Consider the following 21,028-nt stretch of genomic DNA (forward strand, 5'->3'; position numbering starts at 1 on the left):
GCCTCCTAAAGTTTTTACAGCAGGGTGTGTATTTCTTGCTCCAACATTCCGTTCAAGCTTTTTTGCGCGAAAAACAAAAGCGCCCAGAGCCCGAAAGCTCTGAGCGTTGCACTCTTATCTCTCGGTTTCCCGCAGGATTTGGCACCTTGCGCTCACGCGCAGGTTGTCGGGCTTCACAGGGCCTATCCCCTCAGCCGCTCTTGATAAGTCGGTATTCAGTTGGTACGTTCAGTATTCTATCATTGCTTCGTCAGATTGTCAAGAAGAGTATCACTCTTTTTAGACATTATTCTGAAATTGATGGAGCGTTCCCCTGCTCCGGTACGGCATAGCCGTTCCGGGCGGCGTGGAAGGCGCGCTTTTCCGCATACATCCGCTCGTCCAGTTCCGCCAGAAATTTCTCCACGCTGCCGCCCTCATACTTTGCCACACCGGTGGAGAAAGACAGCTGAAAGCTGCCCGCCGGGGCGGCGGCGTTATAGCGCTGCACCCGCTGCTCGATGGCGGCACAGATCTTATTCAGGATCTCCTCCGAGCCGTGCCGGATCAGCACCATGAACTCATCGCCGCTTATGCGGATAGCTACCGAGTTTGCCGCCAGCGCTCCGGACAGGATGTGACCGATCTCCTGAATGGCGCGGTCGCCCGCACCATGACCGTAGGTGTCGTTGATCTCCTTGAAGCAGTTCACGTCCATCATGATGCCGTAAACATCCTTTTCCTGCGTGGCGTGGATGCGCTCCAGACAGTAGTTCATGTACTTGCGGCCAAACAGACCGGACAGCTCGTCGAGATAGCTGCGCAGACTGCGGAGCTGACTGTCCACAAACACAAAGGCGATGGCCACCGACAGCCAGCCGAAGGCCATACCGTAGAACGCACCCTGCAGCACCGTGCCCACCGCACAGGTGATCACAAAGTAGTACACCGAGAAAAACTCCACCGTAACGCCATCGCGCTTGGCCTTATGCACCTGCCACACGCTCTCGGCATAATAGCCGAACAGCAGCAGGTAAAGCAAACTGTTCAGCGGACCGCGATGGTAAACGTTGTCCGCGGAGATGGTAAAGATCCATCCTGTGCCGAAAAGGTTCGCCGCCAGCAGCGCCAGAACAGCCAGCAGCGGCGCGCCCAGAAACAGATGCCTTCTGCGCAGGCGTCCGGTGCTGCGGTAGACCCGGAAGTCCACATACAAACACCACGCAAAGCCCACGCTCACGGTAGCGCCGGTGCAGACGGTGTTCATGAGGTACAGCCAGAACCGGCTTGCCGCACCGGGCACGCCGTCCAGCAGAAAGCTGATCGTCTCTGTCGCCTGTGCCAGCAGAGTCACCACCAGCATCTGGCAGAACAGCTCACTTCCAACACTGTTTTTACTCTCGCCGCGCACCCGCAGCAGAAACAGAAAGCATACCAGCACCGCCCCTGTGCCATTGGCCACAAGGATCTCGGGTATATTCATTGCATTTCCTCCCCTGCCCGCCTTATCCCACAAGGCAGACAGCCCCTGTTTTATACAGTATCTGTTTGTATTATATACCCTGCCGCGCCCCGCTTGCAAGGCTTGGCATCAAAAAGGGCCGCTGCACAGCAATTTGTGCAGCGGCCCTTGGGAAAACCAGACGATCCAGAACAGCCTTCGCGTGCGCTCTGGTTCTGTTCTGCGGAAATATTATTTATAATTGCTTTTTTCGCAGAAAGATCAATAGCCCTTTGCCTGCTCGCCGTTCAGAATTTTGACAGCGCGGGAGGTGCCCAGACGGTCAGCACCCAGCGCAAGGAAGGTCTCCATGTCCTCCACGGTAGAAATGCCGCCGGCAGCCTTGACCTTGCAGCGGCCATGCACGCCCTTGACCATCAGCTCCACATCGTGGAAGTTTGCGCCTGCGGTGGAGAAGCCGGTGCTGGTCTTGATGTAGTCCGCGCCTGCCTCGCAGACGATATCGCACATCTTTTCCTTTTCCTCGTCGGTCAGCAGGCAGGTCTCGATGATGACCTTCAGGACCTTGTCGCCCACCGCCTGCTTCACGGCGCGGATGTCCTCGCGCACGGCATCGTACTCCTTGTTCTTCAGGCGACCGATGTTGATAACCATATCCACCTCGGCGGCACCATTCTCAATGGCAGTCTTGGCTTCAAACGCCTTGCTGGCGGTATCCATGGCACCCAGAGGGAAGCCTACCACGCAGCATACCGGGATGCGGCCCGCCATATACTCCACCGCCTGCCTGACGTAGCAGGTGTTGATGCAGATGGATGCGGTGTGGTTTGCAATGGCTTCGTCACACAGGGTCTGGATCTGGGGCCAGGTGGCCTCCGGCTTCAGCAGGGTGTGATCGACATGGGAGAGAATTTCTTCACGAGTCATGTTTTTTCTCCTTTTTACTTGCTGGCACGGCGCACCTTTGCCATGCCGACAGCACTCAGGGCAATTGCAGTTGCAGAGACCGTTGCACCAATGATGCCCAGCACCAGACCGGAGACCAGAAATGCAAAACCTTTCAGACCACGCTTCATAAAACCGTACCTCCTAAATTATATTGGATATTTTCTCCGCCTGCGGCGGAGAGAATATCTCACTTGCGATTTTTAAAGATGATCAGCTTGCTGAACACATAGTTCAGCACAATCACCAGTACATTGGAAAAGACCTTCACGGCAAGGCCCCACAGTGCCTGCGCATTGTAGCGGCTGGTAACGAAGATCGCCGTGGGGCCGTCTGCACCGCCGATGACGGCAATAGCGGCAGAGCCATCCGTGACCCCCGCCGGTGTGCCGGCATAGGAGGCTGCCATCTGGATGGCCGTATCCGGGCCAAGCCAGTGGGCCACCACGCTCAGCACCCCCTGCATCAGCTCGTCCATCAGCGCTGCACCCTGCGCAGCCAGCAGATTGCCCAGCACCAGCATAATTGCAGTGTCCAGCAGCATTGTACCCAGACGACAGGTGACGAATGCACCAAATTCTCTCGCCATGGCCTTGCCCTGCGTTTTGCTGCGGAACACAAAGGCGCGGTTGGTGCAGTAGGCAAACAGGATGCAGATGATGTTATCCAGTACATTGCCCCAGCTGTTGGCGGCTGTATAGCCAAACAGCTTGTTGAACAGCGCATACAGCACAATGTTCAGCAGGGTGCACAGCACGCCGAAAACCAGATAGCTCAGCACTTCCCAGTGTTTCTTGAAAAAATTTATCATAGTTCGTCAAACCCTCTCCGTCCGCTCGCGCTGCTCGCGTCCACCTCTCCCGAAGGGCGAGGTTTTATTGCGGGCGCGGCGAGCCTGCCCTCTTTTGCCAAAAGCTCTCCCCTTCGGGGGAGCTGTCACCGCAGGTGACTGAGAGGGTTCTCTCCTTAACAAAAACAGCCCCGCCGCCGTTTTCCCGGCAACGGGGCTGTTGATCGCATTGTGTCAGAAGCTTTTCTTCCGAACGAAAGGCTGATTACTCAGCGTCGTCGTTCAGCAGGGCCTTCATAGACAGGCTGATGCGCTTCTTGTCGAAGTCGACATCCAGCAGCTTCACATCGACCATATCGCCGACCTTCAGTACGTCAGAGACCTTCTCAACGCGGTCATTGCTGATCTCGCTGATGTGGACCAGACCATCAACACCCGGCAGGATGCGGACGAATGCACCGAACTTGGTCAGGGAGACGACCGGAGCATGGAAGGTGCTGCCGATGGGGTAGTTGTTCTTCAGCTGCTCCCAGGGGTTGTCCTCGGCCTTCTTGTAGCCCAGAGAGACCTTGTGGTTCTCGGTGTCGATGTCCTTCACATACACTTCGATGGTGTCACCAACGGAGACGACCTCGGAGGGATGCTTGATGCGGTTCCAGCTCAGCTCGCTGATGTGGCACAGACCGTCCACACCGCCGATATCGACGAATGCACCGTAAGAAGTCAGGCTCTTGACAACGCCGGTGTAGGTCTTGCCCACCTCAACGTTTGCCCAGAACTCTTCACGCTTTGCCTTGTTCTGCTCAGCGGTCACCTTGTTGATGCTGCCGACGATCTTGCGGCCGGAGCACTCGGTGACAACCAGCTGAACGTGCTGGCCAACCAGAGCGGTGTAGTCCTCATCACGGCGCATAGTAGCCTGAGAACGAGGAACGAACACCTTGACGCCCTTGACGTTGACCACAACGCCGCCCTTGTTGAACTCGGTGACATCGCCTTCGACGACCTCGCCGGACTCAGCGGCCTTAGCGATCTCTTCCATGCCCTTGCGAGATGCGAGCTTCTTGCGGGAGAGCTGGATGACGCCATCCTGATCCATAACCTTCTCGACGATGAGGTCCAGCTCATCGCCAACCTTCACCAGGTCTTCGACCTTGGCGGAGGAATCATCGGTCAGCTCGCTCAGCTTGACAAAGCCGGTCTGCTTCGCTCCGATATCCACCTGGATCTCGTTGGCAGAGATGCTGGTCACGATTCCTTTCACAATACTGCCTGCATGAACACGCTTTTCCTCGGATGCATTCAGCATCTCCTCAAAGCTCATGCTGTCATTGATTTCTGCGCTCATACTGTTAAGTACCTCCTCAATAATAGACGATGGCGTTGAAGCCCCGGCTGTCACGCCCGCCACTTTAACATCTGCAAACCATTCCGGCCGAAGTTCGCTCGCTGTCTCGACCGTTACGGCACGCGTGTGTTTTGCGGCGACCTGTACCAGCTTTTGGGTATTGGAAGAATGATGACCGCCAATGACAACAATGATGTCGCATTTTTGGCTGAGGTCTTCCGCTTCCTGTTGCCTCGCCCACGTCGCATTACATATTGTATCAAAAATTCGGGCGTTTGTATAGGCTTTTTTGAGAAACTCCGAACTTTCTTGCCATTTTGTAACCTGAAATGTGGTCTGTGCAACTGCAAACAGGGGTTTTTGCGGGTCAGAGGGGCCTTTCCATGCCTTCAACTCGGCCAGATCGGCAAAAACGAACACCTCTCCGCGGGTGTGGCCCACGATTCCCTGCACCTCCGGATGGGTCTTGTCGCCTGCCACCAGCAGCACCGCCCCCGCCTTTTCGGCCTCGGCGGCAATGCGCTGGATCTTCTGCACGAAGGGACAGGTGGCATCATGGTAGGTGATGCCGCGCGCATCCAGCTCGTCGTACACGGTGCGCGGCACGCCGTGGCTGCGGATGACCACCTCGTACCCGGCGGGCACATCGGCGATGGCATCCGCCACAAGGGCACCCTTTTTCTGCATATCCTCCACAGCCTGCGGGTTATGGATCAGCGGGCCGAGGGTGGCCACCTTGCAGCCTTCGTTCAGCAGGCCATAGGTCAGATCCACCGCCCGCTTGACACCAAAGCAGAACCCCGCCGTTTTGGCAACTCGGATCTCCATCTTTTACGCCCCCATCTTTTCCCACGCATCCAGCAGGGCCTGCTTGTTGGCACGCAGCTTTTTGGTGTCGCGGCGGCTCTCCATGGCAAACTGCTCTGCAGGCATCGGCTCGCCGTAGATCACCCGTACTTTGCAGAACAGGTGCATTTTTCCATCCGGCGTATCGTACAGGATGCGGCAGGGCACTACGTCCACCCCGGCCCCCGCCGCAATGACAAACAGTCCGCTCTTGGGCGGCAGAAGCTTCCCGTCCTTTTCGCGGGTGCCCTCCGGGAAGATGAGCAGTGTTTCGCCGTTTCTGCACTTTTCTACGGTCTGCTCAATGGCAGCCATTTCATCCTTTGTGCCGCGCACGCACACCGCGCCGCAGCACCGGAAGAACCATGTCAGGAAGCCGTTGATCTCGAACAGTTCCTTCTTGGCAAATACGACCATCCGCCTGCTCCACCGGGTGACCACGATGAACACCGGGTCGATGGCGGAGACATGGGTGGGCGCAAGGATGCAGCCCTTTGTCTGCACCTTTTTCAGGTTTTCGCGTCCCTCTACATGGATGCGGAAACCGATATGCCACAAAAGCCACGCAAAGGGTACTAAGATGTAATATAATATCATTTTATCGTTTTATTCACTTTCTCCGCAATGATCTTCTTCATTGCAGCAAGGCTCTGTTCAAAATCCAGCTCCGAAGTATCCAGCAGCACGGCATCGTCCGCCTGCTTCAGGGGCGCAGCGGCACGGTGGGTGTCCTGATAGTCCCGCTGCTTCACGTCGGCCAGCACCTCTTCATAGGGAGTATCGATGCCCTTGGCCTGATACTCTTTCCACCTGCGTGTGGCGCGGGCTTCCGGCGTGGCGGTGAGGAAGATCTTCACCGTGGCATCCGGCAGCACCACCGTGCCGATGTCGCGGCCGTCCATCAGCACGTCCTGCTTTTTGGCCATATCCCGCTGCAGTTCCAGCAGAAAGGCGCGCACAGCCGGGTTTGCGCCCACGGCAGAGGCAGCCATACCTGCGGCCTCGGTGCGGATGGCGGTGCTCACATCCTCTTCCTTTAAATAAATGTGCTGCTCGCCCTCAATGGAGGCCAGCCGCAGCTCGATCTGGGGAAGCAGCGCGTTCACTGCGTCGTTGTCCTTGGGGTCCTTGCCTGCGCGCAGGGCATACAGGCCGATGGCGCGGTACATGGCACCGGTATCCACATAAATATAGCCCATTTCAGCCGCCAAACGGCGTGCCAGCGTAGATTTGCCTGCACCTGCAGGCCCGTCGATCGCAACAGATACCATTTTATATCTTCTCCTTTTTTGAACTGAACGATTTAAAATGGCCTCTGCTCACGCTCTGGCCATCTTCAGCGGAAAATCATTTTAAATATTTACAAATCTGGAAAATCTGCGGATTTTCCAGATTTGATTTTTCACAAGCGGGGCCGCAACGGCCAACTGAATTTGCTGCTCGTTCCCTTTGGGAACAGTTGCGCAGTGGTCTGTGAGACTATCCCGGCAACAACCCTTTTTGTGAAAACGTATTTTGAAAACGACCGCAGTCGTTTTCAAAATACAAATCAAAAAAATCTATTCCTATAAATATGCCCAGAGCAGCGCGGAGGGCATTTAAAATTGTTTTATCTGTAATTACAGATTATTTGCAAACGCCTGTGCGGTGCAGAAGGCGATCTGCAGGTTGTAGCCGCCGGTATAGGCATCCACATCCAGCACTTCGCCTGCAAAGTAAAGGCCCATCGCCTTTTTGCTCTGCATGGTTTTGGGGTCCACCTCCCGCACGGACACGCCGCCGCTGGTGATCACCGCGTGGGCCAGATCGCCCCGGGCATCAATGGACACCCGCCAGTGCTTCATCAGCTGCACCAGCTCCCTCTTCTGCTCCCGGGTGATTTGGTTTGCCTTGGTAGCCGGGTCGATGCCCCAGCGCGCCACCATCACCGGCTGCATACTGGACGGCAAAAGCTTTACCAGCGCGCCCTGCGCCGCATGGTTTGCCAGCAGGGCAAAATCCCGCGTGATTCGGTCATAAAGCTGCTCCTCGCTGAGAGCGGGCTTGAGGTCGATCTCCGCATGATACTTGTGTTTTTTCATGTCGCCCAGATGGCTGGATGCGCTCAAAGTCAGCGGGCCGCTGATGCCAAAATGAGTGAACAGCATTTCGCCCTGCTCGTCAAAAATGGCCTTGCTGTCCTCGAACAGGGTCAGGGTGACGTTTTTCAGCGCCAAGCCCATCATCTTTTTGCAGTCCGCGTCATGGCTCACAAGACTGACCAGACTGGGCACCGGCTCGATGAGGGTGTGCCCGGCCTGCTGGGCCAGTTTGTAGCCGTCGCCGGTAGAGCCGGTGGTGGGATAGCTCACGCCGCCGGTGGCCACCAGCACGGCATCCGCCCGGTACTCCCGGCCGGAGGTGCCCCGCACACCGATGCACCGCAGTGCCGGGCCTGCCTTTTTCTTTTGGGGTGGCGCGGGTTTTCCGGTGCGGCGGGAGCTGCTTCCGGCTCCGGTGTTACCTCTTCCAATAGCAGCTTTTTCGCGCCGTCATGCACGAGTTCAGCATCCTGCGCATAGCGCAAAAGAGCCTGCCGGATCTCCTCGGCCTTGTCCGATACTGGAAACACCCGGCGGCCGCGCTCCACCTTCAGCTCCACGCCAAGGCCCTCGAACAGTTCCATGGTCTTTGCCGGTGGAAAGGCCCCCAGCGACGAATACAGAAAGCGCGGGTTCGTGCGCACATGGCGCAGAAATTCCTCTGCCGGGCAGTCGTTGGTCACATTGCAGCGGCCCTTGCCGGTGACAAGGATCTTCTGGCCGGGCTTGTCCATGTGTTCCAGCACCGTCACCTGATGCCCCTGACGCACGGCGGCACCCGCCGCCATCAGTCCTGCCGCGCCTGCGCCGACGATCAATACTTTCGCCATCCGTTTTCTCTCCCATCGCCTAATAATACGAGTATATCATACCAGAATCGACACTCAAAAGCAATGTGTTGCCGTATTTCTGCCAATTACAACAGCTGGGCAAGGATGCTGTTCTGCACGATGAGGCCCGCCGGGGTCAGGGCAAGGGTGCGGCCGTCAAAGCTTGCATAGCCCGCCCGGACGCAGTTTTGCACAAAGGCCAGCTGTGCGGTGGAGAATTCTTTCCCGTAAAGTTTTTTGTATGCATCCAGCGAAAGGCCTTTGCGCAGACGCAGCTGTAAAATAAGGTAGTCCTCTGCGCCGCAACTGCCGTCCATCACCGGGGCGGCGGCATCGTTCAGGAAAGCGGCGGTGTCCGGCGGGTAGTAGAACCGTCTGCCGCCCATGCAGGAGTGCGCCGCCGGGCCAAGGCCCAGATAGTCGCCGCAGTCCCAGTAGATGAGGTTGTGTCTGCCCTCATAGCCGGGCTTTGCAAAGTTGGAGATCTCGTACTGTTTGTAGCCGTGGTGTTCCAGCTGTTCCACTGCATAAAGGTAAAAATCGGCGGCTTCATCGCCGGTGGGCAGGCCTTCGGGCGGATGTTTACCAAAGGCCGAATCCGGCTCGATCTTCAGCAGATATGCCGAAATATGGGTAGCCCCACCACCCTCGATCAGTTCCAGCGTTTCGTCAAACTCGGCTTCGGTGTAGTGCGGCAGTGCCAGCATGATGTCGCCGCTGATGTTCGCAAAGCCTGCGCGCCGCGCGGCGGCAAATGCAGCCCGCGCCTGCTTTGCCGTGTGCGGCCTGCCCAGTGTGCGCAGCTGGGTATCCCGGGCAGACTGCACCCCGAAAGAGATGCGGTTCACACCCGCCTCCCGGAAGCCTGCAAGGCTTTCTTCCGTCACCGTCTCCGGGTTTGCTTCCAGTGTGATCTCGGCCCCCGGCATCGGCCGGGCCGCATCGATCAGCCGTTTTGCCTGCTCCGGGCGCAGCAGGCTGGGCGTGCCGCCGCCAAAATAAAGGGTGTCCGGCTGCAGAGGTACTTCCGGCGCAAAGCGGGAAAGCTCCCGCACAAGAGCATCCACATAAGCTTCCGGTACGCCGCGCTCACCGGGATGGGAATAGAAATCGCAGTATCTGCATTTGGAAAAACAGTAGGGTATGTGTAAATAAAGCCCAAGAGACATACAATATCACAGCCTTTTTCATGAAACGTTCATTTCTATGCAGTATACTATATTCCGTAGACCGGAGCAAGGAAAAAGTGTTCCGGCAGAAAGAGACTGGAGGAGTCCCATATGGATTACAATTACAATGGTTACGATCGAGGATACACGGAGCCTGCCATGACCTCGGCTGACTATATGAACCGCACCTACCGCTGGATGGCGGTAGGCCTGCTCATCACCTTTGCCGCGGCGTTCGTTACAGCCGCTACCCCGCTGCTGTACGTTGTCAACTCGCTGTATCTGGTGTTCACCATCGCAGAGTTGGTGCTGGTGTATGTGCTCAGCTCCCGCGTGCAGAACATGTCGGTGGGCGGTGCAAGAGCCACATTCTTTGCCTATGCGCTGCTCAACGGCATGGTGCTGAGCTACTACTTCCTGATATTTGATCTGGGCACTCTGGTGCTGGCCTTCCTTGCCACCTCGCTGTACTTCGGCCTGATGGCGGTCTACGGCACTACTACCCACAAGGATCTGTCCGGTTGGGGTCCCAAGCTGATGATGGGCCTGTTCGCGCTCATCATCACCGGCTTTGTGGGCATGCTGTTCGGCATGAGTTTCCTCACCACGGTGCTGTACAGCGCTGTCGGTCTGGTGGTGTTCATGCTGCTGACCGCCTACGACACCCAGAAACTGAGCCAGATGTTCTCCTACTACGCCTATGACGGCGAGCTGGCTGAGAAGGCTTCCATCTACGGCGCACTGACGTTGTATCTGGACTTCATCAACATCTTCCTGTATGTTGTGCGCCTGCTGGGCATGAACAGCCGCCGCCGCAACTGATTTTTGATCTGCAAAGGCTCTCCCGAAAAGGGAGAGCCTTTTTGTTTGGTAATATCATTTAGAATATCCTCCGCTTCACTCTGGGTATCAGCACAGAAGGCCACAGAGGGAAGATGCATTTTCCGGCTGCGGCCCTTCCCGTGAAAGTGCAGGCCAGCCAGACCCGCAGGTCTGGCTGGGCTGCTATATTACAAAATATCATTTCCTCTAAATATGCCCAGAGCAACGCGGAGGGCATTTAAATAAAAGAATGCATAAAACCTGCCCTGCTGTCCCACACTAAGCCCAGAAGCAATGCGTACACAATGCAGCAGATGGGAGTAACGACAATGGAGCAGATCAAAAAGTTTTTGCGCAGCAGGGGCTTTACACTGGCACTGCTGGCCTGTCTCGTCGCAGCCGCAGCGGCGGGCGTGTGGGCAGTGCGCACCGTGCGGGATGAACTGAAAAAGAGCTACGACGACCTGACGACCCCGCAGGAAGAACCTGCACCGGAGCCGCAGCTCACCCTTGACCCACAGGAGGACGATGTATGGCAGCAGCCCGTGACCGACGCCGCAGAATCTGCGGCAAATGTACCCAAGCCCGCATCCTCTGCGTCCTCTTCTGGGGCGCAGTCTGGCTCTGGTTTGGTGCACGAACCCTCCGCACTGCAGGGCGCATCCTCGCCTGCCAGCAGTTCAGCTGCGCCTGCCTCCACGCAGCCCGTCTCGGGCAAGGTCTTGAACGCCTACAGCGGCGATGAGCTGGTGTACAGCAGCACCCTTGGCGACTGGCGCACCCACAACGGTGTGGACTACGCCTGTGCGCAGGATGCACAGGTGTGTGCTCCCGCCGCCGGTAAGGTGACCGCCGTGGACACCGATAGCCGCTGGGGCAGTGTGGTGTGCATCGAGGACAGCGCCGGGCACCTGTGGCGGGTGTGCGGCACTGCCGACCCCACGGTGCAGACCGGCGATGAAGTGAGTGTGGGTCAGATACTTGGCCGTGCAGGCAGCATTCCCAACGAATGCGCCGAGGAGACGCATATCCATCTGGAAGTACTGCAGGGTGAGCAGTATCTTGACCCGGCAAAGCTGCTGAACTGATGCAGTTCGCCGTATCCCCTGCGTATTTTTCAGTAAAATATTCCAAGCAGCAAAAAATCGGAAAGGCCGTTCTGGTCTTTCCGATTTTTCATTCTATAGGATAGATGCAGGCTCAGGCATTTTCCAGCTCAACCACCGGCCAGCCCAGAAGGCGGATGGCTTCGCGGTCGTGGGTAGCCAGCAAGACAGGCTTTTCTCCGCGGCGCTCCCGCAGCAGCGCCGCAGCAGCGGCAAGGGTGTCCGGGTCCATTCCGGTAAAGGGTTCGTCTAACAGCAGCGTATCGCTGGCGGCCCACAAAGCCCGCAGCAGAGCCGTGCGGCGCTTCTGTCCGCCGGAAAGCCGTGCTGCAGGCAGGGCCAGTGCGGCAGCATCCATGCCAAGCTGTTGAAAATCTTCTATAATTTGCTCCTTGTATTGTTCTGCACTGCCGGGCAATACCAGCGTCACGTTCTGCACAGCTGTCAGCTGCGGGCAGAGCCGGTCTTCCTGAAACACTGCTGCCACCCGGCCAACGTCCTGTACTATGCCAGAAGTGGGTTCTTCCAGCCCCATGAGGATGCGCAGCAATGTGGTCTTGCCCCAGCCGCTGGGTGCCCACAGCACCGCCGGGCCTTTCACCGTGAGGCACAGGTCCCGGAACAGCGTTTTCTTCCCGAACTGTTTTGTCAGATGCTCGATGGTCAGCATTGCGGCACCTCCCCGGTCACGGCGCGGGTCACGCAGTCCAGAAGCAGCAGGAACAGCTTTTCAAACCCGGCGCTGAGCAGGATGATCACAAACGTCCATGCGAACAGCTCCCCGGTGGAAAGGGTGATCTTGGCCCGGTAGAGTGCATCGCCGATGCTGCCATTGGGCAGGCCGATCACCTCAGCGGCAACGCCGCTCTTCCAGCAGATGCCAAGGGCCACGCTGCATCCCTGCCGGAAGGCTGGCAGCACCGCAGGCAGCCACACCGCCCGCAGCCGTCGGCCCAGCGGAAGGTGAAACACCTTCGTCATCTCCAACAGCTGTGGGTCTGCGCTCTGGATGCCGGTGCGCACCGCACCGTACAGCACGGGCAGCACCATTAAAAAGCTGATGAGCACCGAAAGCGATGCCCCCCGCACCCACACCAGCGCCAGAATGATAAAGCTTGCCACCGGCGTGGCTTTGACCAGCTGCAGCACCGGAGCAAGCAGCACATCTGCCGTGTGCCACGCCTGTGCGGCCACAGCCAGCACGATGCTTACGGCCACGCCCAGCCCAAAACCCAGCAGAATGCGCCCGGAGCTGAAACCCACCCGCTGCCAGAACTCTGCCTGCGGCAAAAGCTGCAAAAGAGTGCGCACCGCCTGCACCGGCGAAACAAGGAACACCTCCTGTCCCACCGCCATGGCGGCGCACTGCCACACCGCCAGCCAGAAGGCCGCAGCGCCCAGCCGCTGAAAAAATTGTTTATGTCGCTTCATAAACTTACCTGCTCCTGATTACAAATAAATGCAGGACGGCAGGGAATTTCTTCAGCGAATGATCCGAGGATAGGACCCTGTTGCCATAAGGCAACAGGGCGGGAGCTGGAAGCCCCGAATTTCGCGGAGAAAGCGCCCTGATGGCCTGCCCAGTTCTACATTATACATTATAATACCATATCTCTTTCCAAACGCCAATGACCCGTGCATCATGATGCATAAGAGCTTATCATGCCTGTCATTACTTTTCTTCATGTTTTTCTTTCTTGACATGAAATCAATAAAACGATAAACTGAACTGTATGAATCTCTGTCATCTTTGATGCAAGAAAGAAATGAGGTGTCTGTCCTATGCAGAAGCTTTCCGGCAAAAATCTGCTTCTGGTCGGCTTTACACTGTTTTCCATGTTTTTTGGTGCAGGCAATCTGATCTTCCCGCCGCATCTGGGCGCACAGGCCGGTACCAGCCTCTGGCCTGCCTTTGCGGGCCTTGCCGTCAGCGCCGTCGGCCTGCCCATTGCGGGCGTGGTGGCTGTGGCACGGGCAGGCGGTCTGGACAGGCTTGCCGGCCGGGTGCATCCGGTGTTCGCCATGGTGTTCACAATTTTAGTGTATCTTTCCATCGGCCCGTGCCTTGCCATCCCCCGCACCGCCAGTACCTCCTTCCAGATGCTGGTGCCGCTGATAGGCGGCGGTACCGGGCTGCAGCTGGCCTACTCGGTGCTGTTTTTTGCAGCGGCCTTTCTGGTGGCGCTGCGGCCGGAAAAGCTTACCGACTGGCTGGGCCGCATCCTCTGCCCCTGCCTGATCGTGCTCATCGTGGTGCTGTTTGCCGGGTGTCTCATCCATCCGCTGGCGGCACACTACGGCACACCCAGTGCAGAGTACGCAGCCCTGCCCGCTGTGCAGGGCATCCTGTACGGCTACCAGACCATGGACACGCTGGCCGGGCTGAATTTTGGCGCGGTCATCGCCCTGAACATCCGCGCCCGGGGTGTCACAGAAAGCCGTGCCGTGGAAGGCGGCACCATCCGGGCCGGTTTTATTGCAGGCGGGCTGATGCTGGTGGTCTACGCCATGCTGGGCCACGCCGGGGCCGAGACCGGCACGGTGTATCCGGGCCTTGCCACCGGTGCCGAGGTGCTCACCGCTCTGGCACAGCAGCTGTTCGGCCGGGCGGGCCTTGTGCTCATTGCGGCCATTTTTGTGATCGCATGCTTCAACACCTGCGTGGGCCTGATCGCCTGCGTGGGGCAGTATTTTCATCAGCTTCTGCCCCGCATCCCCTACCCTGCCCTTGCCGCTTTTTTTGCTGTGGCCAGTATGCTGGTATCGAACCTCGGCCTTGCTGCCATCATCCGGCTGTCCACTCCAGTGCTGAACGCCATTTATCCCGCAGCCATCGTGCTGATCCTGCTTTCCTTTATGCCGGGCCTTGAAAAGCACCGGGCGGTGTATCCGCTGTGCATGGGCCTGACCGCCCTGCAGAGCATCGCCGCTGCGCTGCCGCTGGGGGCAGTATCTGCCGCCGCCAACGCTCTGCCGCTGGGCAGCATGGGCTTTGGCTGGGTGCTGCCTGCGCTGGCCGGGCTTGCAGGCGGGCTGCTTTTAAACAAATCTGATCTGCAATAAAATAACCTGAAAGGCCCGGTTCCCATGTTACAGGGAGCCGGGCCTTTGCTATTTACTGCAGTTTTTTGCGTTTTTCGTAGTCGTTCAGGGCGGCAAGTGCTTCCTTTGCCATGGGCACCAAGGCTATCATGTTGAAAATGGTCATCAGGCCAATGCCCACGTCGCCCAGATCCCACACCACCGTGTAGGCCTGCATACCGCCGATCACCAGCATGGCCAGCGCGATCAGCTTATACACGGTCTGGCTCCACCAGTTGTCGCCGCACAGATAGGCCACATTGCCGCGGGCATAGTACAAAACGCCCAGAAAGGTGGAAAAGCTGAACAGCGCCAGCGTGGCCGCAATGAACACGACACCAAAGCCGCCCAGATGGTACTGCAGGGCAGTCTGCAAAAGGTCCATGCCCGCAAGTCCTTCCGTGATCTCCTGCGGCACCAGCAGCATCAAAAAGCCGTGCAGCTGCAGATCACCACCGTATCGATCAGCACGCCCAGTGCCTGCACAAAGCCCATCTTGACCGGGTCGTCGCACTCTGCGGCGGCAGCTGCACAGGGTGCCGAACCGCTGCCCGCTTCGTTGGAGAACAGGCCGCGCTTGACTCCGTTCATCAGCACAGCACCAAAGCCGCCAGCCACGGCCTGCCGCAGACCGAACGCTTCCGCAAAGATGCGCCCGAACACCGCCGGGAGCTTGGGCAGGTTGAACAGCACGATGCCCACGGTGATGACAAAATAGCACACCGCCATGATGGGCACCATCACGTCCAGACTTTTCACGGTGGCATTCTTGCGCAACACGATCACCGCCGCAATGGCCGTGAGCACCAGTGTGGTAGTAAGCGGCGGAATATGGAACGCATTTTCAAACGCAGAACTGACCGAGTTGGAGATCACCTGACTGATGCCGCACCAGCAGATGAGACCAGACACCGCAAACAGTGCCGCTACCACAGAGCGTTTGAGCTTTTTGCCGCGCCTGCGCTCCGCCAGCACATGCAGATAGTAAGCCGGTCCGCCGCGCCAGCCGCCGTACAGCGGGTCGGGCTGGCGGTATTTCTGGGCAAGGGTGGATTCGATAAAGGAGGTGGACGCACCCAGAATGGCAGTGACCCACATCCAGAACACCGCACCGGCACCGCCTGCAGAAACAGCGGCCACCACGCCCACCAGATTGCCCATGCCCACGCGGGTGGCGGTGGAAATGACCAGCGTCTGGAAGGAGGAAAGGCCGTCCCTGCCCTGCTTTTTCTCGCACACGGCGGCGATCATATCCCGGAACAGCCGCACCGGCAAAAGACGGGTGCGGCAGGTGAACCAGATGCCCGCCGTGAACAGCAGCACCACCATGAAGGAAATGCCGATGCCGCCGCCCAGCGGGATGGTGAACAGGTCGCCCCACAGCAGACGATAGACGGATTCGATAAGATTTACCAGCAAGGCAGATTCCTCCTGTAGATCAATGGAATGAAGACGATAACTTCATTATAGTACAGTACAGAAGAATTGTAAATTCTAAAAAATCGATAGAAATAATCGATAGTAAAAAAGAGATCCGTAAGGGACCTCTTAAAACAGGAACGGGGAACGGCATTTGAACCGTTCCCCATCGAGTAGCATTTGGCGGGTGTGCCCTTTCCCGCATTTCTTTTGGCCCAAGGGGCGTGTAGCAGCACATTCTCTACTTCAAACGCTACCTTATCCTACCCATATTATAGCAAATTTATTCCCGCGTGTAAAGCAACTGGTTCTTCTCCAGAAGTTTTTTCAAGTTACGTTCGCGGAGCCTGTAAAATGTCATGACAGAATTCTTAAATCCCGCTTCATCGGTTTCCAGCACAAGCCTTACAACAACATTCAGGTTCGTATCCGGCAGTTTTTTCACGGCAAAAACTGTTCCAATATGCTTGCCGTCCCGAATGATCAAATCAGGAGAAAGCACAGCCTCCCGTCCATATTGCTCAAACAGAAGAAGATCCTCCGGATGGCGCTCTTTGATGTGTGCAATGCGCTCGTCCGTATTGATTTATTGTAACATATTTTTCGCCGTATTACAACAAAAGCCGCCCGGCGGTCATACCGGGCGGCGGAGGAAGATGCACGCTGCTGCGCGCAAAACAGAAGATTTTTACAGAATGTCGATGTACTCACCGGCCAGCGCCTTGTTCATGCTGCGCACAGCACAGAACTTGCCGCACATGCTGCAGGTGTCGCTGTGGTCGTCCTCCGGCAGGCGGGCATCGCGGATGGCCTTTGCGGTCTCCGGGTCCAGTGCGCAGGCGAACTGCGCATCCCAGTCCAGCACACGGCGGGCATCGCCCATCTTATCGTCGATGTCCCGGGCGTGGGGGATGCCCTTGGCGATATCGGCGGCGTGGGCAGCGATCTTGGAGGCCACGATGCCCTGCTTCACATCGTCCACATTGGGCAGAGCCAGATGCTCGGCGGGGGTCACATAGCACAGGAAAGCTGCACCGCTGGCTGCAGCCACAGCGCCGCCGATGGCAGCGGTGATGTGGTCGTAACCGGGGGCGATATCGGTGACGAGGGGTCCCAGCACATAGAAGGGTGCGCCCATGCAGATGCTCTTCTGCACCTCCATGTTGGCAGCCACCTGATTCAGGGGCACATGGCCGGGGCCTTCCACCATCACCTGCACGTTGTGTGCCCATGCGCGCTTGGTCAACTCGCCCAGACGCACCAGCTCCTCGATCTGGCACACATCGGTGGCGTCAGCCAGACAGCCGGGACGGCAGGCATCGCCCAGCGAGATGGTCACATCGTGCTCGGCGCAGATCTCGCAGATCTCGTCAAAGTGCTCGTAGAAGGGGTTCTCGTTGCCGGTCATGCTCATCCATGCAAACACCAGAGAGCCACCGCGGCTGACAATGTTCATCTTGCGCTTGTGCTTGCGGATCTGCTCGATGGTCTTGCGGGTGATGCCGCAGTGCAGGGTGACAAAGTCCACACCGTCCTCTGCATGCAGGCGCACCACATCGATGAAGTCCTGTGCGGTCAGCTCAGCCAGATCGCGCTGGTAGTGGATGACCGAATCGTACACCGGCACGGTGCCGATCATCACCGGGCACTCGTGGGTCAGCTTCTGGCGGAAGGGCTGGGTGTTGCCGTGGCTGGAAAGATCCATAATGGCTTCGGCACCCATGTTGACGGCGCTCATCACCTTCTGCATCTCCACGTTGTAGTCCTTGCAGTCGCGGGAGACACCAAGGTTCACGTTGATCTTGGTGCGCAGCATGGAGCCGACACCCTCGGGGTTCAAACACTCGTGGTGCTTGTTGGCGGGGATGGCAACCTTGCCCTCGGCCACCCACTGGCGGATCTCCTCGGTGGTGCGGTATTCCTTCTTTGCCACGATCTCCATCTGCGGCGTGATGATGCCCTTGCGGGCAGCATCCATCTGGGTAGTATAAGTCTGCATACGCTCTGTTCCTCCAAATGACAGTTTATCTCTGAACAGCAGGGTGCTGGTCATACAAGGGTAGGGAAAGGCAGCCGTCATTCAGAAAAAACAGAACGTTCTGGATGTCGGCACCTGCGCAAAATACGCTTTTCATGTTGGTTTTCTCCATGAATTTTATAACGCGGCCCAAGGTGGTGTCCCCGGTTTGCCGCGGGATCGGTCAGATGATCTGCTCCGACAGGGCTTTCAACTCTTTGCACTCGGTCTCGATGTCGTCTGCTGCAAAGATGGCGCTCACAAGGGCCACGCCATCCACACCGGTGCCCTTGAGCTGCAGGATGTTCTCCTTGTGGATGCCGCCAATGGCCACCACCGGGATGTCCACGGCATCACAGATGGCCTTCAGGGTCTCGTGGGGCAGAACATCCACATCGGTCTTGGTATGAGTGGCAAAGGCCGCGCCCACGCCAAGGCAGTCTGCGCCGTGCTTGACGGCTTCCCGTGCTTCCTCCACACTGTGGACGGAAACGCCGATCATCATTCCCTCGCCCACACGGGCGCGCACCTGCGCTGCGGCCATATCCTCCTGCCCCACGTGCACACCCTCGGCGTGGCAGCGGATGGCAATGTCCACATTGTCGTTCACAAAGAACGGCACGCCGTAGCGCTGGCACAGAGCATGGATCTCCACAGCCTCTTTCAGAAAAGCTTCGTCGTCCAGCTCTTTTTCACGCAGCTGCACACAGGTGACACCGCCCTTCAAGGCGCTCTCCACCTGTTCATAGAGGGTCTGCTTTCCCACCCATGCGCGGTCGGTGACGGCATACAGAAGCATGTTCTGCTTATCGCACTTCATAGTTTGCTCCTTCTTCCAGCTGATCCGGGGTCATATTGTAAATGGCATCGATGATATAATTACGGTAGGTGGAGTTGCCGTCCAGCGGGGTCAGGCGCTTGTGGGCGGTCTCGCCCGCAAGGCCCATGGCGCACACTGCGGCTGCAGCGGCTTCCAGCGGATGTCCGGGGTTGGCGGTGACGAACGCCGCCGTCAGGGCCGAAAGCTGGCAGCCCGTACCGGTGATGCTGCTCATCATGGCATTGCCGTTGCGGATGCAGTAGGCTTTTTCGGCATCGGCCACAATGTCGATGGCACCGGTAATGGCAATAACGGCACCCGTCTGGGCTGCAAAGGCCTTGGCAAAGGCCACGGCAGAATCCAGATTTTCCTCAGTAACTTTATCGGCCACATCGGCATCCACGCCCTTGGTGGTTCCCGCGCCGGAGGCCAGCGTTTTGATCTCCGAGATATTGCCGCGGATCACGGTGAACTTTACGTCCCTGAGCAGGCGGAAAGCCGTGTCGGTGCGCAGGCGGGATGCACCCGCACCCACCGGGTCCAGCACCACAGGATGGCCCAGCTGGTTTGCCTTTTTGCCCGCCAGCAGCATGCTGGTGATGGTGCGGCTGTTCAGGGTGCCGATGTTGATGTTCAGACCGCCGCAGATGGTGGTGATGTCCTCCACCTCGGCGGCATCGTCGGCCATGATGGGCGAAGCACCGCAGGCCAGCACCATGTTGGCGCAGTCGTTCACGGTGACGTAGTTGGTAATGTTATGGATGAGCGGGCAGGTGCGGCGCAGGTTCTCGAATTCTGTTTTGAACATTCGGGTGCCCCTCCGTCAGGAAAGACTGTTCTGCATGGAGCGCAGTGCGCCGGAGCGCTGCAGGCTGTACACCAGCACGCCCGCAATGATGGAACCCACTGCAGTGGAGATGAGGAACGGCACGATGTAGGCATAGAACGCGATGTCGCCGGCGCTCTTGCCCATGAGGAAAATGGCCACCGGGTAAGCGCACAGGCCGCCCAGAATGCTGGTGCCGAACACCTCGCCCACCATGGTGGCAAGGATGTTTTTGGTCTTATGGTACACAAGGCCGCACAGCAGTGCGCCGAACATGCTGCCGGGGAAGGCCATCAGGCTGCCCAGACCCAGCAGATTGCGCAGCAGCGAGGCCACAAAGGCCACGCCCACGCCCCACCACGGGCCAAGCAGCACCGCGCAGGTCACATTGACCATGTGCTGGATGGGTGCACATTTGCTGCCGAACATGGGGAAGCTGAATACGCTGCCCACCACGCACAGAGCGCACAGCATACCGGCCAACGCCAGCTTTTTCACAGAGAGTTTTTTCATAAGGCAAGGCTCCTTTCCAAACCTGCGGAAGCAGCAAAAACCATACAGCGCCTCCGCAAACAGCCCGCACCCGGTGCCAGACCCGGCGCAGGAACTATAAGAAGCGGTCGAGACTTTCTGGTCTCCTCTCACGCCGGAACACGGCTTCCCATCGCTGACGGTCACAAAGCTCAGGGCGCTCCCCCTCAGCCCGCTGCGGCACTTCCGCAGAAAAGTACAAGGCATCCTCCTTAATGGTAATCGGTACACAACAAAAAAACAGGAGACACCTTCCGCGGTGCCTCCTGCAAAAAATCATCCATTCTGACTTCCTACGGCGGCATTATCCGCATCAGGTAAAAGGGTCGAAGTTTGGATACTTCCTCTCAGCCTGCTTCACAAGCTCCCCTGTATTTGATTGTGACTGTATTCTACACCCTTTGCGCACAAATTGCAAGAGGGGGCAAAGGCGCGCACAGCGGTTCAAAACGTTTTTCACGCAGTTTTTGGGGCGTTTCACGCAGGTTTTATTGAAAAAGAAGGTGAAATATGGCCTTTTTAAGGCGGACGCATCCCCCCTTGTAAGCAAAAAGGAGGAATTCCATATGAAGCAGACGACCCTGACCCAAAGGCTGCTTTCGGCCCTCGTGGCGCTGTGCATGGTGCTGAGCGTGTGCGCACCCGCCTTTGCGGATGTGACCGACCCTGATATGGCCAAGGCCGCACAGTGGTGCACCGAGCAGGGCACCATGGGTGCCAAGGGCGACCGCTTTGAGCCCGAAGGCTGGACCCCGAAGTTCAAGGTGATCGAAGTGTGGAACAAGACGTTCCCCGCAGCCTGATGCCGGCAGTGTGGATGCCGTGCTCGGTTCGGACCTTTTCCGTGAAAATGGGGCTGTTGCAAAATAGCTCTCTGAAAAAATCATGAACAAAACCCGGAACCTTTTCTCGGCCAAAACGGCTCAAAAAGGGTTCCGGGTTTTTGATGTTATGCT

General features: G+C 57.8%; 21 protein-coding genes, 1 pseudogene and 2 riboswitches. Of the genes and pseudogenes, 4 read left to right on the plus strand and 18 right to left on the minus strand.

Annotated elements, in window-relative coordinates:
- Positions 1 to 111 precede the first annotated feature (111 nt).
- Positions 112 to 210: riboswitch (SAM riboswitch) on the minus strand.
- A gap of 76 nt (positions 211 to 286) precedes the next feature.
- From PXT33_RS11560 to hemW, 10 genes are all read right to left on the minus strand, one after another.
- On the minus strand, positions 287 to 1,462 hold the full coding sequence (locus PXT33_RS11560) for a GGDEF domain-containing protein (RefSeq protein ID WP_332376603.1): 1,176 nt from the start codon (positions 1,460 to 1,462) through the stop codon (positions 287 to 289).
- Between the two features lie 240 nt (positions 1,463 to 1,702).
- A complete protein-coding gene (gene deoC, locus PXT33_RS11565; protein WP_005944715.1) occupies positions 1,703 to 2,368 on the minus strand; it encodes a deoxyribose-phosphate aldolase in 666 nt (221 codons plus the stop codon).
- 14 nt (positions 2,369 to 2,382) lie between these two features.
- The gene (locus tag PXT33_RS11570; protein WP_005944717.1) at positions 2,383 to 2,517 is read right to left on the minus strand and encodes a hypothetical protein; all 135 of its coding nucleotides are present in this window, start codon (positions 2,515 to 2,517) and stop codon (positions 2,383 to 2,385) included.
- Between the two features lie 59 nt (positions 2,518 to 2,576).
- Entirely contained in the window at positions 2,577 to 3,197 is a 621-nt protein-coding gene (locus PXT33_RS11575) for a GtrA family protein (protein WP_154258975.1), read from the minus strand.
- A gap of 244 nt (positions 3,198 to 3,441) precedes the next feature.
- Positions 3,442 to 5,352, minus strand: a complete 1,911-nt coding sequence (locus tag PXT33_RS11580) for a bifunctional 4-hydroxy-3-methylbut-2-enyl diphosphate reductase/30S ribosomal protein S1 (protein WP_097775054.1) — start codon at positions 5,350 to 5,352, stop codon at positions 3,442 to 3,444.
- A gap of 3 nt (positions 5,353 to 5,355) precedes the next feature.
- Positions 5,356 to 5,967 (minus strand): lysophospholipid acyltransferase family protein, encoded by a 612-nt coding sequence (locus PXT33_RS11585; RefSeq protein ID WP_332376604.1) that lies wholly within the window; start codon positions 5,965 to 5,967, stop codon positions 5,356 to 5,358.
- Positions 5,964 to 6,641, minus strand: a complete 678-nt coding sequence (gene cmk / locus PXT33_RS11590) for a (d)CMP kinase (RefSeq protein WP_097775052.1) — start codon at positions 6,639 to 6,641, stop codon at positions 5,964 to 5,966. Before cmk ends, PXT33_RS11585 begins: the two co-directional genes overlap by 4 nt.
- Before the next feature lie 348 nt (positions 6,642 to 6,989).
- Complete coding sequence (locus PXT33_RS14840; protein WP_405002382.1) at positions 6,990 to 7,781, minus strand: aminoacetone oxidase family FAD-binding enzyme; 792 nt, start codon at positions 7,779 to 7,781, stop codon at positions 6,990 to 6,992.
- A complete protein-coding gene (locus tag PXT33_RS14845; RefSeq protein ID WP_405002383.1) occupies positions 7,718 to 8,281 on the minus strand; it encodes an NAD(P)/FAD-dependent oxidoreductase in 564 nt (187 codons plus the stop codon). Before PXT33_RS14845 ends, PXT33_RS14840 begins: the two co-directional genes overlap by 64 nt.
- 86 nt (positions 8,282 to 8,367) lie before the next feature.
- Positions 8,368 to 9,450, minus strand: a complete 1,083-nt coding sequence (gene hemW / locus PXT33_RS11600; protein WP_332376606.1) for a radical SAM family heme chaperone HemW — start codon at positions 9,448 to 9,450, stop codon at positions 8,368 to 8,370.
- A 111-nt stretch (positions 9,451 to 9,561) separates the two neighbouring features.
- Here hemW and PXT33_RS11605 point away from each other — a divergent pair, with 111 nt between their 5' ends.
- Together PXT33_RS11605 and PXT33_RS11610 are read left to right on the plus strand one after the other, a co-directional pair.
- On the plus strand, positions 9,562 to 10,272 hold the full coding sequence (locus PXT33_RS11605; RefSeq protein WP_097775049.1) for a Bax inhibitor-1/YccA family protein: 711 nt from the start codon (positions 9,562 to 9,564) through the stop codon (positions 10,270 to 10,272).
- Between the two features lie 329 nt (positions 10,273 to 10,601).
- Positions 10,602 to 11,360 carry a M23 family metallopeptidase gene (locus PXT33_RS11610; RefSeq protein ID WP_180806654.1) on the plus strand — a complete coding sequence of 253 codons (759 nt, stop codon included), beginning with the start codon at positions 10,602 to 10,604 and terminating at the stop codon, positions 11,358 to 11,360.
- A gap of 112 nt (positions 11,361 to 11,472) precedes the next feature.
- Here PXT33_RS11610 and PXT33_RS11615 read toward each other — a convergent pair whose 3' ends face one another.
- The gene (locus tag PXT33_RS11615) at positions 11,473 to 12,048 is read right to left on the minus strand and encodes an ATP-binding cassette domain-containing protein (protein ID WP_332376607.1); all 576 of its coding nucleotides are present in this window, start codon (positions 12,046 to 12,048) and stop codon (positions 11,473 to 11,475) included.
- Entirely contained in the window at positions 12,042 to 12,809 is a 768-nt protein-coding gene (locus tag PXT33_RS11620) for an ABC transporter permease subunit (protein ID WP_332376608.1), read from the minus strand. The genes PXT33_RS11615 and PXT33_RS11620 overlap by 7 nt, the downstream gene beginning before the upstream one ends.
- A 351-nt stretch (positions 12,810 to 13,160) precedes the next feature.
- Here PXT33_RS11620 and brnQ point away from each other — a divergent pair, with 351 nt between their 5' ends.
- Positions 13,161 to 14,441, plus strand: a complete 1,281-nt coding sequence (gene brnQ / locus PXT33_RS11625) for a branched-chain amino acid transport system II carrier protein (protein ID WP_332376609.1) — start codon at positions 13,161 to 13,163, stop codon at positions 14,439 to 14,441.
- 52 nt (positions 14,442 to 14,493) lie between these two features.
- Here the strand turns inward: brnQ and PXT33_RS11630 are convergent.
- From PXT33_RS11630 to thiW, 6 genes and pseudogenes are all read right to left on the minus strand, one after another.
- Positions 14,494 to 15,878: pseudogene (locus PXT33_RS11630) on the minus strand (alanine/glycine:cation symporter family protein).
- A 283-nt stretch (positions 15,879 to 16,161) separates the two neighbouring features.
- A complete protein-coding gene (locus PXT33_RS11635) occupies positions 16,162 to 16,380 on the minus strand; it encodes a hypothetical protein (protein ID WP_332376610.1) in 219 nt (72 codons plus the stop codon).
- A gap of 186 nt (positions 16,381 to 16,566) precedes the next feature.
- A complete protein-coding gene (gene thiC, locus PXT33_RS11640) occupies positions 16,567 to 17,877 on the minus strand; it encodes a phosphomethylpyrimidine synthase ThiC (RefSeq protein WP_044953845.1) in 1,311 nt (436 codons plus the stop codon).
- A gap of 202 nt (positions 17,878 to 18,079) precedes the next feature.
- Positions 18,080 to 18,715 (minus strand): thiamine phosphate synthase, encoded by a 636-nt coding sequence (gene thiE, locus PXT33_RS11645; RefSeq protein WP_097775043.1) that lies wholly within the window; start codon positions 18,713 to 18,715, stop codon positions 18,080 to 18,082.
- On the minus strand, positions 18,702 to 19,523 hold the full coding sequence (gene thiM, locus PXT33_RS11650) for a hydroxyethylthiazole kinase (protein WP_207698394.1): 822 nt from the start codon (positions 19,521 to 19,523) through the stop codon (positions 18,702 to 18,704). The genes thiE and thiM overlap by 14 nt, the downstream gene beginning before the upstream one ends.
- A 15-nt stretch (positions 19,524 to 19,538) precedes the next feature.
- The gene (gene thiW, locus PXT33_RS11655; protein WP_118528981.1) at positions 19,539 to 20,054 is read right to left on the minus strand and encodes an energy coupling factor transporter S component ThiW; all 516 of its coding nucleotides are present in this window, start codon (positions 20,052 to 20,054) and stop codon (positions 19,539 to 19,541) included.
- Between the two features lie 291 nt (positions 20,055 to 20,345).
- A riboswitch (TPP riboswitch) is annotated at positions 20,346 to 20,453 on the minus strand.
- A gap of 185 nt (positions 20,454 to 20,638) precedes the next feature.
- Between thiW and PXT33_RS11660 the strand changes: the two genes are divergently transcribed.
- Positions 20,639 to 20,875 (plus strand): hypothetical protein, encoded by a 237-nt coding sequence (locus PXT33_RS11660; protein ID WP_154256027.1) that lies wholly within the window; start codon positions 20,639 to 20,641, stop codon positions 20,873 to 20,875.
- Positions 20,876 to 21,028: the final 153 nt, after the last annotated feature.

This window comes from Faecalibacterium taiwanense (assembly GCF_036632915.2).
In the GTDB taxonomy this organism is placed as follows: Bacteria; Bacillota; Clostridia; order Oscillospirales; family Ruminococcaceae; genus Faecalibacterium; species Faecalibacterium taiwanense.